Below are 16,946 nucleotides of genomic sequence, written 5' to 3' on the forward strand. Positions count from 1 at the left end.
ATGAGCCACCCTCACGAAATTCGCCCCGACCTGGACCAAGGCATTGACCGCAAGGTGCTGTCGACCCTGCGTGGGCGCTTCCTGCAGATCAATCAAGGTCGCCTGGAACGGGCCATGGACGGGCTCTCCAGCCGCCAGCAGACAGTGCTCAAGCTGTTGCCACTGTTCTTCCACGTCAATCATCCACTGCTGCCTGGCTACGTCTCGGGCGGCACGCCAGCCGGCGTATCGGGCTTCGAGCCGGACGCTGAACTGCTGGCCGAAGCGCAGCGCCTGACCCGCTCGTTCACCTACAAGGCACGCCACGGCAACCCGCCTCAGCCGATCCATGGACTGTTTCTGATGGGCAGCCTCGGCACCCTGGCCCAGGCCGAACAGAGCGACATGGACCTGTGGGTCTGCCACGCGCCGGACCTGGCCGAACCTGAGCTGGCCGAACTGCGACGCAAGTGTCAATTGCTCGAGGTCTGGGCGGCCACCCAGGGCGCCGAGGCGCACCTGTTCATGATCGAGCCGCACGGCTTCGCCCAGGGCCAGCGCGACGGCCAGCTCAGTTCCGACGACTGCGGTACCACGCAGCACTTTCTGCTGCTCGACGAGTTCTACCGCACGGCGATCTGGCTGGCCGGGCGCACCCCACTGTGGTGGCTGGTGCCGGTGTATGAAGAGTCGAACTATCAGGCCTACACCTGCACGCTGCTCTCCAAGCGCTTCATCGGCCCCCATGAGGCGCTCGACCTTGGCCACCTGGCGCACATTCCCGCCCAGGAATTCGTCGGCGCCGGGCTGTGGCAACTGTTCAAGGGCATCGACTCGCCCTACAAATCGTTGCTCAAGCTGCTGCTCACCGAGGCCTATGCCAGCGAGCACCCCGAGGTGCGCTGCCTGAGCCTGGACTACAAGCGCGCCGTATTCGCCAATTGCCTGGACCTGGACGAGCTCGACCCTTATGTACTGGTCTACCGGCGCATCGAACGCTACCTGTTGCAGCGCAACGAGCGCGCGCGCCTGGAGCGGGTACGCCGCAGCCTGTATCTGAAGGTGAACAAGAAACTCAGCCTGTGTGCACGCTCGACTCGCGACGGTTGGCAACAGCGCCTGCTCGCCCGCCTGACCGACGAATGGGGCTGGAGCGATCAGCAACTGGCCCTGCTCGATACCCGCAGTCAATGGAAGGTCCGCCAAGTGGCGCTGGAGCGCCGCGAGCTGGTGAGCGAACTCAATCACAGCTATCGCTTCGTCAGTCAATTCGCTCGCGAAAAAGGCGCCGGCAGCCGCGCCGAGCAGCGCGACCTGAACGTACTCGGACGGCGCCTGTATGCCGCCTTCGAACGCCGCGTCGGCAAGATCGAAGTCATCAACCCCGGCATTGCTCCGGACGTGGCCGAGGACACCCTGACCTTGGTGCAATCACCCAACCGCAAGGAGCCTGGCACTTACCTCTGGGGACTCTACCCCGGCAGCCTGGGCGTGCATGAATGGGAGCATACCCACCCGCTCAAGCGCTGCCGCGAGCTGATCGAACTGCTGGCCTGGGCGCACCGCAACGGCGTCATCGACAGCAGCACGCGCCTGGCTCTGCACCCTGGGGTCAGCGACCTGAGCGAATTCGAACTGTTCAACCTGATGGGAAGCTTGCAGCAGAGCTTGCCCCTGCCGCTGCAGAACGTCAGCGACATCGACCTGCTGCAACCGAGCGTGGCCCAGGAAGTCCTGCTGCTGGTGAATGTCGGCCTCGATCCGCTGCGTCAACACCGTGACCTGAACATCCTGATGACCACCGAGCGCACCGACTCGCTGAGCTACGCCGGGGTGCGCGAAAACCTGGTGCTGACGCTCGACCAGGTCACCCTCAACAGCTGGAACGAAGTGCTGGTGCAGCGCTACGACGGCGAACATGCCTTGATGCGCTGCCTGCGCGATTTTCTCAACAGTCGTGGCTCACGCACCCCGCGCCCGCGCCTGACGGTACGCTGCTTCTGCCATAACCGTGCCCAGGCCATCGCCCAGCGCGTCGAGGAACTGTTCGACACCGCCCAAGGCCTGCTGGAGCGCGACCTCGGTCATCGGTTCCTGCTGCAAGTGGCGCAGCATACCCATGTGCTGGCGCTCGACGCGGGCCAGGTCGAGCTGACCACACTGGACGGGCACGCGGCCCTGCTCACCCACCTGGGCGAAGAGCGCACGCACTACAGCCCCTTGCAGCTGGATGGCCAAGCCCTGACGGACCACGACTTGCCGCTGTTGCTGGCACTGGGTCAGCCCGAGTGCATCCAGGTGTTCTATCGCCTGCATGAAGGGTTCGCCGACCTCTACGTGCTCGACGAGCACGGGGTGTTGTGGCAACAGCAATCACCGCTGCAGGATGAAGAGCACCTGCTGCTGCCCTTGCAGCGTTTCCTGAATTCGGTGGCCATGCGCCGCAAGGCGCGCCTGCCGTTGGACGGTCGCCAAGCGGCGCTGGATATCCACTATTACCAGTTGCTGCCCAATGGCCCGGGAAAGGCTCGAAGCGTGGAGCGGCGCCCGACACCGGCCGTGGACGAAGCCCAGCCCTACTACGAAGTGCAGGCGATCGTTCAGGCCGCCCCACAGCAGGCGCCACAGGTCACCCTGTATTGCGATCAGCTCGAGTATTCCGAGCTGGAGTATGGCGATCAGCTGTATGCCGTGGTCGCGCGACAGATCCTCGAGCAGCGCCACAGCGCAGGTGTTTACCGCTGCTATATCACCGACCTGGACCTGTCGGGCCTGGACGACGAACGACCGGCCTCGACTGCGGTTCTGCTGCGCCACAAGCAAGCCCTTGAGCAGGCGCTGAACGATGGCCTGCACCTGCAACAGCGCACATCGCAGCCCTGACCCTGCACCGATTCCCGCTGCTGCCAATCCATCGGCCGCACCACCATCAAGCGCTCTTGGCACTGGAGTACTCGATGATGAACAAAGCATGTTGGATGGGCTCGACCCCTGAACTGGGCAGCCTGCGTATTCACGAACTGATTCTGCCCGGCAGCCACGATTCGGGCATGGACACCAAGGTCGGCGGCGTGATCGCCCAGGAGCTCACCCAGGACGTTCCCTGTATCGATCAGGTCCGTGGCGGTATTCGCGTGCTGGACCTGCGCGTGCGGGCATACCACGAATACACCCCGGATCAAGCCTACCGCTATCAGCTGTTCCACATGAGCAGTTCCGGGCGCAACCTGTTCGGCGACGTCCTCAATCAGCTCAAGCAGTTTTTCAAAACGCCGGCCAACGCCAAGGAAATCGTGATCCTCGACTTCCATCAGTTCGAGCGCTTCGGCGAAAAGGAACACGGCTGGCTGCGCGAGGCGATGAACCGGCACTTCGGCTCGATGTTCATCCCCAAGTCCCTGAGTCACCTGACACTGGACGAGTTGTGGAGCCAGCACCCGGGCAAGAACATCGTGATCGCCTACAACCATCAAGACCGCGGCGACTACTGGCCTGGCGTGCGTCAGGTGTGGATCGGTGAAAACACACCCTCGGCCGCCACGCTGAAGGCGTTCATGGACAAGCAACCACCGGTGGACGATAGCAGGGGCGAGCTGAGCGCGATTCAGTGCGCCAAATACAACGTGGCCGAGTTGTTCCGCCCGGATGACTTCAGCGACAAGATCGACGAGTGGTTCGAATCGCAGGACCTGAACAGCTACATCCAGAAATTCCGCATCATCAACACCGACTGGTCGCTGCGCAGCCGCATCGTCGACAACTGCATCCATGCCTGCCAACTGCGGGCCAGGCAGGCCCGCTGACGCTTGTCGGGCAAGGCCTCAAGTCTCGGCCAGCTTACAGATCGAAATCGCCCGCCGCTTCGGGCTGGTATTCGACCGCCAGCAACTTGAGCTTGAGGGTCTTGCCGCCCGGTGCCGGCCAGTCGATCTGGTCGCCCACCGACAGGCCGAGCAGCGCGCAACCGATCGGTGCGAGGATCGAGACGTTGCCCTCCACGCCCGCGTCCTTCGGGTACACCAGCGTCAAGTGGTAATCCTTGCCGGTGGCCTGCTCGCGGCAGTGCACGCGCGAGTTCATGGTCACCACACCGGCCGGGACTTCCTCGTGACCGACCACCTGATCGGCGCGGTCCAGCTCGTCCTGCAGGGCGAGCACACCCGGCGTACTGTCGTCGAGGCTGTCGATCAGACGCTCCAGACGCTGCACGTCCAATCGGGTGAGGATAAGGGTAGGTTGGGTGCTCATGATCCAGTCGGACTCCTTTCAACGGGGCATTTCAGGCTGTAGATAAAGCAAAACCCCGCCCAAGGGCGGGGTTTGCTGATGGCTTCTGGCGAGGCCAGTAATGGCTCGACACTACCACAGCCGGACAAATACTCAAGCCTCAGGCGTCGCCGCCTTCAGCGCCCGGGCCTCGCGGCAGATGTGCCGGCGCCGCTCATCGTCAGCCGCGCGCCACTCGCGGATGTGCTCCACATGCCGGTAGCAGCCGGTACAGACACGGCGCTCATCGAGCCGACACACATTGATGCAGGGCGAAGGCACGGCTGGGCTGACGTTGCTGTAGAGCGGCTTGGGAGGTCGCGGCTGATCGCTCATATCAGATCTCGTCGAAGTCCAGCTTCTCGCCGACCCGCTCCCAGACGATGCGTTCGAGCATCTCGCCGAGCAGCTCTTCGCTCTTCTCGCACACCCACTTGCCGCTCTCTTCGTCGTAGTCGAAGTGAAAACCGCCGGAACGGTCGGCCAGCCACAGTTGGCGCAGCGGTTCCTGGCGGCTGAAGATCAGTTGGCTGCCGTTGTCGAACTTGATGGTCAGCACCCCGGCGGAGTTTTCCATGTCCAGATCCAGGTCGGTGTCATCGAACAGATCCTCCAGGGCCTGTTGGGTGGCGTCGACCAGATCGTGGAAACGCGCTTCGCTCAAACTCATTGCAGGAACCTCGGAAATGGCTGCAGGGACGCAAGCCGGGCACGATACCGGCGCAAGGCGCCCAGCTTCAAGCCGTAAGCGGCAAGAGACAAGAAAAACCGCCCAGCGCAGACGACCGGCGCCACAAACTTGCCGCTTGCAGCTTGCCACTTGCCGCTCGCGGCTTGCGGCTCGACTCGCCCGGACCCTCGCATAGGCAATCTGCCGGGCGCTCGGTATACTCGGGCGCAATACTGCTTAATTCAAAGGATTTCGCCCATGAAGCGCCTGATTTCCTCCGTTGCGGCGCTGGTCGCTGTTGCCTGCCTCGTTTCGGCCTGCGGCCAGAAAGGCCCCCTGTACCTGCCTGAAGACGGCAAGGACGGCAAGAGCGCACGCAAGTCGTCGCATCAACACGGGCAGCCGGCCCAGGCCGCGCCGCAAGCCGAAGAACCGCTGCCCGAGCAGTCGCCAGCGCAGTAAGGAAATCCCATGGACGCATTCAACTACCGCGGCGGCGAGTTGTTCGCCGAGGGCGTGGCCCTGTCGGCCATCGCCGAGCGCTTCGGCACCCCGACCTACGTCTATTCGCGCGCCCATATCGAGGCCCAGTACCGCAGCTACACCGACGCCCTGCAAGGGGTCGAGCACTTGGTGTGCTTCGCGGTCAAGGCCAACTCCAACCTGGGTGTGCTGAACCTGTTGGCGCGCCTGGGCGCAGGCTTCGACATCGTCTCCGGCGGCGAGCTGGAGCGCGTGCTGGCCGCAGGCGGACGCGCCGACCGCGTGGTGTTCTCCGGCGTCGGCAAGACCCGTGAAGACATGCGCCGCGCCTTGGAAGTGGGTGTGCACTGCTTCAACGTCGAATCCACCGACGAACTCGAGCGCCTGCAAACCGTGGCCGCCGAGATGGGCAAAGTGGCCCCGGTGTCGCTGCGGGTCAACCCGGACGTCGATGCGGGCACCCACCCGTACATCTCCACGGGCCTGAAGGAAAACAAGTTCGGCATCGCCATCGCCGATGCCGAAGCCCTCTACGTGCGCGCCGCACAACTGCCGAACCTGGACGTGGTCGGCGTCGACTGCCATATCGGCTCGCAGTTGACCACCGTCGATCCATTCCTCGACGCGCTGGATCGCCTGCTGGCCCTGGTCGATCGCCTGGCCGAGTGCGGCATCCACCTGCGTCACCTGGACCTGGGCGGCGGTGTCGGCGTGCGCTACCGCGACGAGCAGCCGCCGCAGGTGGCCGACTACCTGCAGGCCATCCGCGAGCGCGTCGGCGCGCGCGATCTGGCGCTGGTATTCGAACCGGGCCGCTACATCGTCGCCAACGGCGGCGTATTGCTGACCCGCGTCGAGTACCTCAAGCACACCGAACACAAGGACTTCGCCATCATCGATGCGGCGATGAACGACCTGATTCGTCCGGCCCTGTACCAGGCCTGGATGGACGTCAGCGCCGTCAGCCCGCGCGAAGGCCAGACACGCGCCTACGACCTGGTCGGGCCCATCTGCGAAACCGGCGACTTCCTCGCCAAGGACCGTGCGCTGAACCTGGCCGAAGGCGATCTGCTGGCCGTGCGTTCGGCGGGCGCCTATGGTTTCGTCATGAGCTCGAACTACAACACCCGGGGCCGCTGCGCCGAGGTGCTGGTCGATGGCGACCAGGCCTTCGAAGTGCGCCGCCGCGAAACCATCGCTGAATTGTTCGCCGGCGAAAGCCTGCTGCCGGAGTGAACCCATGCTGCTGCGTTTTACCAAGATGCACGGACTGGGCAATGACTTCATGGTGCTCGACCTGGTCAGCCAGCATGCGCACATCCAGCCCAAGCACGCCAAGCAATGGGGCGACCGCCACACCGGCATCGGTTTCGACCAACTGCTGATCGTCGAGGCGCCGACCAATCCGGAGGTGGACTTCCGCTACCGGATCTTCAACGCCGACGGCTCCGAGGTCGAACAATGCGGCAATGGCGCGCGCTGCTTCGCCCGTTTCGTGCTGGACAAGCGCCTGACGGCGAAGAAGCGCATCCGTGTCGAGACCAAAGGCGGCGTCATCGAGCTGGACATCCAGAACGATGGCCAGGTCTGCGTCGACATGGGGCCACCGCGCTTCGTGCCGGCCGACATCCCCTTCGTTGCCGACGAGCAGGCGCTCAGCTACCCGCTGCAGATTGATGGACAGGTTCATCAGATCGCCGCCGTGTCGATGGGCAACCCTCATTCGGTGCTGCGCGTCGATGACGTGCAGCGCGCACCAGTACACGAACTGGGACCTAAGATCGAACACCATCCGCGCTTCCCGCAACGGGTGAACGCCGGCTTCCTCCAGGTTGTCGACCGTCACCGCGCCTACCTGCGGGTATGGGAGCGCGGTGCTGGCGAGACCCAGGCCTGCGGCACCGGCGCCTGCGCCGCCGCCGTGGCCGCCATCGCGCAGGGCTGGATGGACTCGCCCGTGTGCATCGAGCTGCCGGGCGGACGCCTGAGCATCGAATGGGCAGGCCCGGGCCAGTCGGTACGCATGACCGGTCCCGCCGTGCGCGTCTACGAAGGACAGGTCCGTTTCTAAACGAGTATCCGCCATGACCGATCAGCCACAGGTTGTACCCGAGCAAGCCGCCGATCTCGACGCCGAGGCGGTGATCGCCTACCTGCGCGCCCACCCCACCTTCTTCGCCGAGCACGACGACCTGCTGATCGAGCAACGCATCCCTCACCAGCGCGGCGACAGCGTATCGCTGGTGGAACGTCAGCTCACGCTGCTGCGCGAGCGCAACATCGAGATGCGCCATCGCCTGTCGCAACTGATGGACGTGGCCCGCGACAACGACCGATTGTTCGAAAAAACCCGTCGGCTGATTCTCGACCTGCTCGACGCCAACACCTTGGAAGAAGTGGTGATGGCGGTCGAAGACAGCCTGCGCCAGGAATTCCAGGTGCCCTTCGTCAGCCTGATCCTGTTCGGCGACAACGCCGCGCCCGTCGGGCGCTGGGTCAGCAGCGCCGAGGCGCAACAGGCCATCGGTGGGCTGCTGGGCAGCGGCAAGACGGTCAGCGGCAACCTGCGCGAGCATGAGCTGGCATTCCTGTTCGGCGACGAACAGCGCCTGGAGGTGGGCTCCAGTGCCGTGGCCTCGCTGGAGCACCAGGGGCTGCACGGGGTACTGGCCATCGGCAGTCGCGACCCGCAGCACTACAAGAGCAGCGTCGGCACCCTGTTCCTCACCTACATCGCCGAAATCCTCGGCCGCGTGGTTCCACGGGTGACGCAGACGCTGCGCTCGGTGCGCTGATGGAACGTGAGCTGGCGGCTTATTGCGCGCACCTGCGCAACGAGCGCCAGGTGTCCGAACACACCCAACTCGCCTACCGGCGCGATCTGAACAAAGTGCTCGAGTTCTGCAATAACCAAGGCATCGCCAGTTGGAAGACATTGCAGATCCAGCAGTTGCGTCAACTGGTGGCGCGTCTGCACCATCATGGCCAGTCCTCGACCAGCCTGGCGCGCCTGCTCTCGGCAGTGCGCGGGTTGTATCGCTACCTCAACCGCGAAGGATTGTGCGAGCACGACCCGGCCAACGGCCTGGCACCGCCCAAAGGCGAGCGCCGCCTGCCCAAGACCCTCGACACCGACCGCGCCCTGCAACTGCTCGACGGCGGCGTCGATGACGATTTCATCGCCCGCCGCGACCAAGCCATCCTCGAACTGTTCTATTCCTCGGGCTTGCGCCTGTCGGAGCTGACTCAGCTGGACCTGGAGCAACTCGACCTCGCTGGCGCGCTGGTGCAGGTCCACGGTAAAGGGGGCAAGGCGCGCGTGCTGCCGGTCGGGCGCAAGGCCCGCGAAGCCTTGCAAGCCTGGCTGAAGCTGCGCGGCATCAGCGCCCCGCGTGACAGCGCGGTGTTCGTCACCCGCCAAGGCAAGCGCCTGGGCCAGCGGGCCATACAGCTACGGGTCAAGGCCGCCGGCGAGCGCGAGTTGGGCCAGCACCTGCACCCGCACATGCTCCGCCATTCGTTCGCCAGCCATCTGCTGGAATCGTCCCAGGATTTGCGGGCGGTACAGGAAATGCTCGGCCACGCCGACATCAGTACCACGCAAATCTATACCCACCTGGACTTCCAGCACCTGGCCGCCGTCTACGACAGCGCCCACCCACGGGCCAAACGCAGCAAGGATAGCGACTCATGACCATCAAACTGATCACCTTCGACCTGGACGACACCTTGTGGGACACCGCGCCCGTGATCGCCAGCGCCGAAATCCTCTTGCGCGACTGGCTGGCTGCCAATGCCCCACGCCTGGGCAGCGTGCCGGTCGAACACCTGTTTGCCATCCGCGAACGCCTGGTCCAGGCCGAACCAGCGCTCAAGCACCGCATCAGTGCGCTGCGCCGACGTGTGCTGTTCAACGCGCTGGCGGAAGTCGGCTACGCCCGAGAGCAGGCGCAGGCGCTGGCAGACGAAGCCTTCGAGGTGTTCCTGCAGGCCCGGCACCAGGTCAAAGTGTTCCCAGAAGTCGAGCCCGTATTGGAGATTCTGCGCCAGCACTATGTGCTGGGCGTAGTGACCAATGGCAACGCCGATGTGCGTCGCCTGGGCATCTCCGACTACTTCCGCTTTGCCCTGTGCGCCGAGGACCTGGGCGTGGGCAAGCCGGATCCGGCACCGTTTCTCGAAGCGCTCAAGCGCGGCGGGGTCGAGGCAGCCGCCGCAGTACACATCGGAGACCATCCGGGTGATGACATTTCCGGCGCCCAGCGCGCCGGCCTGCGCGCGGTGTGGTTCAACCCCCAGGGCAAGGACTGGACCGGCGAGCGCGCGCCGGACGCCGAGGTCCGGCAGCTGTCGCAGCTTCCCGAGGTGCTGGCGCGTTGGCGCTGAGCGCCTGTCCTTTCAGCGCCCACAAAAAAGCCCGCAGCGACGGCGGGCTCTTTCGCACTCAGCCACTCAGATAGGGCGGCTGCCGTACTTGTTGTCCGGCTTCTTGGGCGGATCGGCGACCACGTTGGCCTCCACTTCCTGCACCTTGCCACCGCGCGCCAGGAACTCTTCCATGGCCCGGGCCAGCGCATCGCGCTCTTTCTGCTTGGCCTCCAGGCTCGGCATCTCGTCTACCGAGACAGCGGCCTTGGATTTGCCCTTGGCCGCCGGCGCCGGACTGCTGTCGTCGTCGCCGGCATCTTCGGCACCGTCGTCGGCCGCCGTTTCGAGGGCCTCGTCACCCTCTTCGTCGTCGCCGACTTCGAGGTCATCGTTTTCCAGATCGTCGTCGCTCATGTTCTACCTCATGACTTGCGAAAAGCAGATTAGTTATGGCCCAGTGATGCCGTAGACCGGCAGCCACCGGTGAAAATTCCACCGACCGTGGATTGGCCACGGCCTGGAGTATGCGCTGCGTACAGGGAGCGCTTGCCAGCAGGTTCCGGCCTAAGGCCAGCACTGGCGAAATCTTCGGCGGGGGCCGATGGCCTTGCGCTATGAGCCAGCCTAGCAAAGCTGGCACCGACGTGCGCAGGGCGCCTCGAAGGCCCCCTCCGGCGCGCATTCTAGCGCGCCGGGAGAAAAAGCAAAGCTCCATCAATACCCGTCATTTTGTAAGTATTCGCCCTACGTCACGAACGTGTCGGGTAAACCGTTTGCCCCAAGGCGAAACAGTAAAAATCAGGCAAAAAAATGCCCGGACGAGCCGGGCAAGTTTTTTACCGCGTGGCGATTACAGGTTGTAACCACGCTCGTTGTGCTGAGCCAGGTCGAGACCGACCGACTCTTCTTCTTCGTTGACCCGCAGCCCCATCACCGCGTCCAGTACCTTGAGAATCACGTAGGTGACGATGGCGGTATAGGCCACAGTGAAGATCACGCCCTTGGCCTGTACCCAGACCTGCGCACCGATATCGGTGACCGTGCCGAAGCCGCCCAGCGCAGGTGCCGCGAACACGCCGGTGAGAATCGCGCCGACGATGCCGCCCACGCCATGCACGCCGAAGGCATCGAGCGAGTCGTCATAGCCCAGCTTGCGCTTGAGGCTGGTGGCGCAGCAGAAGTAGCAGATCACGCCGGACGCCAGGCCGATCACCAGAGCGCCCATCGGACCTACCGTGCCCGCCGCCGGAGTGATGGCGACCAGACCCGCGACCACACCCGACGCGATGCCCAGCGCGCTCGGTTTACCATGACCGATCCACTCGGCGAACATCCAGCTCAGCGCGGCGGCGGCGGTGGCGATCTGGGTCACCAGCATGGCCATGCCGGCGGTACCGTTGGCGGCCGCGGCGGAGCCTGCGTTGAAGCCGAACCAGCCGATCCACAGCATGGCCGCACCGACTAGGGTGTAGCCCAGGTTGTGCGGTGCCATCGGCGTGGTCGGGTAGCCCTTGCGCTTGCCCAGCACCACGCAGGCCACCAGGCCCGCGACACCGGCGTTGATGTGCACCACGGTGCCCCCAGCGAAGTCCAGCACGCCCCAGTCCCACATCAGCGCACCGTCACCGCTCCAGACCATGTGCGCGATCGGCGCATAGACCAGGGTGAACCACACGCCCATGAACACCAGCATGGCGGAGAACTTCATGCGCTCGGCGAAGGCGCCGACGATCAGCGCTGGGGTGATGATGGCGAAGGTCATCTGGAAGGTGATGAACACCGCCTCGGGGAACAGCGCAGTGGCCGAGGTCAGGCCCGATGGCGTGACGCCCGCGAGGAAGGCCTTGGAGAAGCCCCCGATGAAGGAATTGAAGTTGAGCACGCCCTTTTCCATACCGGCGGTATCGAAGGCGATGCTGTAACCGTAGACGACCCACAGGATGCTGATCAGACCGGTGATGGCAAAGCACTGCATCATCACCGACAGCAGGTTCTTGGAGCGCACCATGCCACCGTAGAACAGGGCCAGGCCCGGGATGGTCATGAACAGTACCAGCGCGGTGGCGGTGAGCATCCAGGCGGTGTCGCCGGAGTTCAGCACCGGGGCGGCGGCTTCGTCTGCCAAGGCCAGGCCAGGCATGACGAGGGACAATAGGGCTCCTAGCCCTGCGATCTTGCGCAGAGTCATTTGTTTTCTCCTGGGGCGTGTTGGGTTTGGTGAGGCGGTGTTGCGTCGCTTAGATCGCGTCGGTATCGGTCTCGCCGGTACGGATGCGGATGGCTTGCTCCAGATTCACCACGAAGATCTTGCCGTCACCGATCTTGCCGGTGTTGGCAGCCTTGGTAATGGCTTCGATCACCCGGTCCAGGTCCTTGTCGTCGATGGCGACATCGATTTTGACCTTGGGCAGGAAATCGACCACGTACTCGGCACCACGGTACAGCTCGGTATGGCCCTTCTGCCGGCCGAAGCCCTTGACTTCGGTCACGGTGATGCCCTGCACGCCGATTTCCGACAGCGACTCGCGCACGTCGTCCAGCTTGAACGGCTTGATGATGGCAGTGACTAGCTTCATGAAACTCTTCTCCCGATTTGGTGGACTTGCCCCAGGAAAACAAACCCGTCTCAAGTCTAAGCGCAGCGCCTGGCTTTGTAACGCGTCGTTGGTTTCCTTCCCCCCTCCGACGCACGCTTCGGTGGGTGACGTGAGACCTAGCGATTGCGCCTGCACACTGCCCGATCACTCAGGACGTCATCAGTGCATGGCTTGCGAGAGTCATTGCAGAAACCTTGCCATTTCTCAAAAAGCTCGGAATTACAGGCCATTACGTTAATGCTCGAGGATTGGCCTGAGGCCCTCAGAGAAGAAGGCGCACAATTCCGGTGCATACAACCCCTGCATGCTGCGCAAAAAGTGTGCATCCAGCCGTTCCGGGGCTCCGTGCTACACTGCCAACCCTTCCCTCTTGATGGACAGCCTGCCCCATGCTCGCGCCCAAAGCCCTCCTCGATGCCCTGAGCGACCAGGCCTCGCGCCTGTTCAGCGGCGATACTGCGCAACCGCGCGCCGAACTCGAAAGCCAGTTCAAGGCCCTGATGCAGAGCACCTTCAGCAAGCTGGACCTGGTCAGCCGAGAAGAATTCGACAGCCAGATGGTGGTGTTGGCCCGCACCCGTGCCCGCCTTGAAGCACTGGAAAAGCAGGTGGCCGACCTCGAGGCCCGCCTGGCGCCTTCAGCGGACCACTGAGCCCCCAGTTAGCAGAGCCTGCACGGTGCAATGCCGCCTGCAGGCCGAGCCTATGAAGAATGCTTTCCTACACACTAAATATCGCATTCGACAAGATGAAAGTTATTTAACGACCCCCTCTGCGATTGACTTCGATACTACCCTTGAATAAAGTTCGCTCGCCTTGGGAAAAGGCCCTTACTCCACTCAATGAAGCATTCAATGGACACAGTATCTAGTCGCTGCCTGATCGGCGCCCCACGGGCCGGTCAGGCACTGAAATCGGAACACCGGTCCCGACACCTGGATCGGGCACGCCGCGCCAGAGCCTGACGCTCCGCCGTGACTTGCCTCGCCCGGTGCCCGCCGGTCGGAGGCAAGCTCATGACCCTCACCTCGTTCGTTTCACATCGCCTGCACGCCTGCCTGGCCGCGCTGCATGCACGCGCCCGCAGGCCACTCGGCGCGAGGCTTGAAGACGTTCCCACGGCCGCTGCACGCGGCCCGCAACTGCGCGCCATCTGGCAGGCCCATCCTGGTCACGGAAAACTCCAGTTGCGCCTGCACTGGTGCCATGACGCCCCTCAGGAACCTCCGAGTCGCAGCGGGCCGATGGCCTGGTTTCGCGCCTGCCTGAGGCCCTCGAACTTCATCTGAAAACCGTATTTAAACGGTCACTTCCGTGCAAACTTTTTTAATTTAAAAGTTTGAGGGTTCCTTATTGCCTGAATTATTTGAACGAGGACAAACCCATGGACTGCGCGAGTAGAAAGTTCGCTGCCGGATCAACTTCCGACCCTCGGCAGCGAACAGACAACCGTCGGAAAAACCTGGTTTTTTCATGCGACCCGACATACCGCCGTTCACCCCGTGAGTGAAACGTCTGTGTGGCGTGCCGCCGCAGCGGCAGGAGCACAGCAACATGACCGCCAAATACCGCAATATCCCGTCGGCCAAGGCCGAGCGCGAAACCCGCCTGTCCACCCAGGCCGCCCGTGAGGCGCACCATGGACTGGCCGTCACGCTGGCCAACCTCGACACCAGCGAGTTGGGCCTGACCGAGCAGGAAGCCGCCAAGCGCCTGCAGCGCGACGGCGCCAACCAAGTGGCCCAGGACCGTCAGGCACCCGCCGTGGTGCAACTGCTCAAGGCCCTGAACAACCCCTTCATCTATGTCCTGCTGACCCTCGCCGCGATCAGCTTCGTCACCGACTACTGGCTACCGATCCGTGCCGGCGAAGGGGACGACGCCGACCTGACCAAGGTCATCATCATCATGACCATGGTCAGCGTCAGCAGCCTGCTGCGCTTCTGGCAGGAGTACCGCTCGAACAAGGCCGCCGATGCGCTCAAGGCGATGGTTCGCACCACCGCCACGGTGCTGCGCCGCGAACGCTTCGGCCAGGCACCGGCCCTGCGTGAAGTGCCCATGAACGAATTGGTGGTCGGCGATCTGGTACAGCTCTCGGCGGGCGACATGATCCCCGCCGACGTGCGCCTGCTCGAATCGCGTGACTTGTTCATCAGCCAGGCGGTGCTGACCGGCGAAGCGCTGCCGGTGGAGAAGTACGACACCCTCGGCCACGTCGCGCAGAAGTCCGCCGAAGACGCCGGCGACGCCGACAGCCCGCTGGAGCTGTCGAACATCTGCTTCATGGGCACCAATGTAGTCAGCGGCCGGGCCCGTGCGGTGGTGCTGGCCACGGGCAAGCGCACCTATTTCGGCTCCCTGGCCAAGGCCATCGCCGGGTCGCGCACCCAGACCGCCTTCGATCGCGGGGTGAACAGCGTCAGCGCACTGCTGATCCGCTTCATGCTGGTGATGGTGCCGGTGGTGTTCATGATCAACGGCCTGGTCAAGGGCGATTGGGGCGATGCCTTCCTCTTCGCCCTGGCCGTGGCGGTGGGGCTCACTCCGGAAATGCTGCCGATGATCGTCAGCGCCAACCTGGCCAAGGGCGCGGTCGCCATGGCCCGACGCAAAGTGGTGGTCAAGCGCCTGAACGCCATCCAGAACTTCGGCTCCATGGATGTGCTGTGCACCGACAAGACCGGTACCCTCACCCAGGACCGCATCATTCTCGAACACCACGTACGCCTCGACGGTCAGCGCGACCGTCGTGTGCTGGAGCTGGCCTGGCTCAACAGCTACCACCAGAGCGGTATCCGCAACCTGATGGACCAGGCGGTGTTGCATTTCGCAGGCCAGGACCACGCCTTCGAGGCGCCGCGCAGCTATACCAAGATCGATGAGTTGCCGTTCGACTTCATTCGCCGGCGCCTGTCGGTGGTGGTGAAGAACGTCCTGGGCCAGCACTTGATGGTGAGCAAGGGCGCGGTCGAGGAAATGCTCGCCATTGCCACCCATGTCCAGGAAGGCGATGACGTGGTGGCACTCGATGCTCTGCGCCGCCAGCGCCTGCTCGACAGCGCCGACGCGTTCAACCGCGATGGCTTCCGCGTGCTGGTGGTCGCCACCCGGCACATTCCCCCTACCGAAGAAAAGGCGCAGTACCACACCGACGACGAGTGCGACCTGGTGATCCAGGGTTTCCTCACCTTCCTCGATCCACCCAAGGAAACCGCCGGCCCCGCCATCGCCGCGCTGCGTGACAAGGGCGTGCAGGTCAAAGTGCTGACCGGCGACAACCCGGTGGTCACCTGCAAAGTCTGCCGTGAAGTGGGCCTCGATCCCGGCCTGCCACTGTTGGGTCGCGACATCGAACGCATGGACGACACCACCCTGGGTATCCAGGTCGAAGCCCGCACCGTGTTCGCCAAGCTCACCCCGCTGCAGAAATCACGGGTGCTCAAGGCCCTGCAGGCCAGCGGTCACACCGTCGGTTTCCTCGGTGACGGCATCAACGATGCTCCCGCCCTGCGTGACGCCGATGTGGGGATTTCGGTGGACAGCGGCACCGATATCGCCAAGGAGTCGGCCGACATCATCCTTCTGGAGAAAAGCCTGATGGTGCTCGAGGAAGGCGTGGTACAAGGCCGCGAAACCTTCGGCAACATCATGAAGTACCTGTGCATGACCGCCAGCTCCAACTTCGGCAACGTGTTCTCGGTGCTGGTGGCCAGCGCCTTCATCCCGTTCCTGCCGATGCTGGCGATTCATCTGCTGCTGCAGAACCTGATGTACGACTTCTCCCAGCTGGCGCTGCCGTGGGACCGCATGGACAAGGAGTTCCTGCGCCAGCCACGCAAGTGGGATGCCGGCAACATCGGCCGCTTCATGCTGTGGATAGGGCCGACCTCGTCGATCTTCGACATCACCACCTTCGCCCTGATGTGGTACGTGTTTGCCGCCAATAGCGTCGAAATGCAGGCGCTGTTCCAGTCCGGCTGGTTCATCGAGGGCCTGCTGTCGCAAACGCTGGTGGTGCACATGCTGCGCACCCGCAAGGTGCCGTTCTTCCAGAGCACCGCAGCGCTACCGGTGCTACTGGCCACCGGTGCAGTGATGGCCTTGGGCATCTACCTGCCGTTCTCGCCGGTGGGCGCGATGGTGGGACTCGTACCGCTGCCGTGGGAATACTTCCCTTGGCTGGCCGCCACGCTGCTGGGCTACTGCGTGGTGGCTCAGGGCATGAAGACTTTGTACATCCGCCGGTTCGGCCAGTGGTTCTAGGTGCTGCCTGAAACACCTTGAAGCGCGGTAAGGCACTATTGAAAGCCGCCCGGCACCTCATTGATCCCAGTTCCTTGAGCGTGCTCGGCGGTTTTTGTCTTATCTGGCCTAGACCACCCGTTCGTTCGAATCCTGCACATCGTTCACCGGGTAAGTGCATCATCTGAAAACATGATCATTTGAATAGTTCGACATCCAACTGGACAGCTTCTGATAATGCGGTTCATGAAAAACCACATGACACGCTGAAATTGAACCGTTCATCGTATTGACAGACAACGACCGTCACTTATACTCGACCGCATTGAGCATCACGT

17 protein-coding genes are annotated in these 16,946 nt (G+C 63.5%); 11 read left to right on the plus strand and 6 right to left on the minus strand.

Annotated elements, in window-relative coordinates; all coding sequences use genetic code 11:
- A complete protein-coding gene (locus Q7C30_RS16070) occupies nucleotides 1-2,862 on the plus strand; it encodes a class I adenylate cyclase (RefSeq protein WP_317872104.1) in 2,862 nt (953 codons plus the stop codon).
- A 77-nt stretch (nucleotides 2,863-2,939) separates the two neighbouring features.
- Nucleotides 2,940-3,782 (plus strand): hypothetical protein, encoded by an 843-nt coding sequence (locus tag Q7C30_RS16075; protein ID WP_295481261.1) that lies wholly within the window; start codon nucleotides 2,940-2,942, stop codon nucleotides 3,780-3,782.
- A 34-nt stretch (nucleotides 3,783-3,816) separates the two neighbouring features.
- Here Q7C30_RS16075 and rnk read toward each other — a convergent pair whose 3' ends face one another.
- The 3 genes from rnk to cyaY form a co-directional block, all read right to left on the minus strand.
- Nucleotides 3,817-4,227, minus strand: coding sequence for a nucleoside diphosphate kinase regulator (rnk, locus tag Q7C30_RS16080; RefSeq protein ID WP_029612557.1), 411 nt, complete (start codon nucleotides 4,225-4,227; stop codon nucleotides 3,817-3,819).
- 132 nt (nucleotides 4,228-4,359) lie between these two features.
- Nucleotides 4,360-4,581 (minus strand): DUF1289 domain-containing protein, encoded by a 222-nt coding sequence (locus Q7C30_RS16085; RefSeq protein ID WP_304482859.1) that lies wholly within the window; start codon nucleotides 4,579-4,581, stop codon nucleotides 4,360-4,362.
- Nucleotide 4,582: 1 nt separating this feature from the next.
- Nucleotides 4,583-4,915 carry an iron donor protein CyaY gene (gene cyaY, locus Q7C30_RS16090; protein ID WP_029612555.1) on the minus strand — a complete coding sequence of 111 codons (333 nt, stop codon included), beginning with the start codon at nucleotides 4,913-4,915 and terminating at the stop codon, nucleotides 4,583-4,585.
- Between the two features lie 258 nt (nucleotides 4,916-5,173).
- On the opposite strand from cyaY, the gene Q7C30_RS16095 reads away from it, so the two are divergent.
- From Q7C30_RS16095 to Q7C30_RS16120, 6 genes are read left to right on the plus strand one after another with little or no spacing between them, the layout of a single operon-like run.
- The gene (locus Q7C30_RS16095; protein WP_116889738.1) at nucleotides 5,174-5,377 is read left to right on the plus strand and encodes a lipoprotein; all 204 of its coding nucleotides are present in this window, start codon (nucleotides 5,174-5,176) and stop codon (nucleotides 5,375-5,377) included.
- A gap of 9 nt (nucleotides 5,378-5,386) precedes the next feature.
- Nucleotides 5,387-6,634, plus strand: a complete 1,248-nt coding sequence (gene lysA / locus Q7C30_RS16100; RefSeq protein WP_039581537.1) for a diaminopimelate decarboxylase — start codon at nucleotides 5,387-5,389, stop codon at nucleotides 6,632-6,634.
- Between the two features lie 4 nt (nucleotides 6,635-6,638).
- Nucleotides 6,639-7,469, plus strand: coding sequence for a diaminopimelate epimerase (gene dapF / locus Q7C30_RS16105; protein ID WP_317872105.1), 831 nt, complete (start codon nucleotides 6,639-6,641; stop codon nucleotides 7,467-7,469).
- Between the two features lie 13 nt (nucleotides 7,470-7,482).
- On the plus strand, nucleotides 7,483-8,193 hold the full coding sequence (locus Q7C30_RS16110) for a DUF484 family protein (RefSeq protein WP_317872106.1): 711 nt from the start codon (nucleotides 7,483-7,485) through the stop codon (nucleotides 8,191-8,193).
- Entirely contained in the window at nucleotides 8,193-9,092 is a 900-nt protein-coding gene (gene xerC / locus Q7C30_RS16115; protein WP_317872107.1) for a tyrosine recombinase XerC, read from the plus strand. Before Q7C30_RS16110 ends, xerC begins: the two co-directional genes overlap by 1 nt.
- The gene (locus Q7C30_RS16120) at nucleotides 9,089-9,784 is read left to right on the plus strand and encodes an HAD family hydrolase (RefSeq protein ID WP_317872108.1); all 696 of its coding nucleotides are present in this window, start codon (nucleotides 9,089-9,091) and stop codon (nucleotides 9,782-9,784) included. Before xerC ends, Q7C30_RS16120 begins: the two co-directional genes overlap by 4 nt.
- 66 nt (nucleotides 9,785-9,850) lie before the next feature.
- On the opposite strand, the gene sutA is transcribed toward Q7C30_RS16120, so the two are convergent.
- From sutA to glnK, 3 genes are all read right to left on the minus strand, one after another.
- Complete coding sequence (gene sutA / locus Q7C30_RS16125; protein ID WP_039581546.1) at nucleotides 9,851-10,180, minus strand: transcriptional regulator SutA; 330 nt, start codon at nucleotides 10,178-10,180, stop codon at nucleotides 9,851-9,853.
- A 436-nt stretch (nucleotides 10,181-10,616) separates the two neighbouring features.
- Nucleotides 10,617-11,954 (minus strand): ammonium transporter, encoded by a 1,338-nt coding sequence (locus tag Q7C30_RS16130; protein ID WP_317872109.1) that lies wholly within the window; start codon nucleotides 11,952-11,954, stop codon nucleotides 10,617-10,619.
- Between the two features lie 49 nt (nucleotides 11,955-12,003).
- Nucleotides 12,004-12,342 (minus strand): P-II family nitrogen regulator, encoded by a 339-nt coding sequence (gene glnK, locus Q7C30_RS16135; protein WP_002555808.1) that lies wholly within the window; start codon nucleotides 12,340-12,342, stop codon nucleotides 12,004-12,006.
- 410 nt (nucleotides 12,343-12,752) lie between these two features.
- Between glnK and Q7C30_RS16140 the strand changes: the two genes are divergently transcribed.
- The 3 genes from Q7C30_RS16140 (at nucleotide 12,753) to mgtA (ending at nucleotide 16,629) form a co-directional block, all read left to right on the plus strand.
- Entirely contained in the window at nucleotides 12,753-13,016 is a 264-nt protein-coding gene (locus Q7C30_RS16140) for an accessory factor UbiK family protein (protein WP_029612547.1), read from the plus strand.
- 363 nt (nucleotides 13,017-13,379) lie between these two features.
- Entirely contained in the window at nucleotides 13,380-13,652 is a 273-nt protein-coding gene (locus Q7C30_RS16145) for a hypothetical protein (RefSeq protein ID WP_317872110.1), read from the plus strand.
- A gap of 265 nt (nucleotides 13,653-13,917) precedes the next feature.
- Nucleotides 13,918-16,629, plus strand: a complete 2,712-nt coding sequence (gene mgtA / locus Q7C30_RS16150; protein WP_317872111.1) for a magnesium-translocating P-type ATPase — start codon at nucleotides 13,918-13,920, stop codon at nucleotides 16,627-16,629.
- Nucleotides 16,630-16,946 lie beyond the last annotated feature (317 nt).

The organism is Pseudomonas sp. RAC1, from assembly GCF_030658255.1.
In the GTDB taxonomy this organism is placed as follows: domain Bacteria; phylum Pseudomonadota; class Gammaproteobacteria; order Pseudomonadales; family Pseudomonadaceae; genus Aquipseudomonas; species Aquipseudomonas boreofloridensis.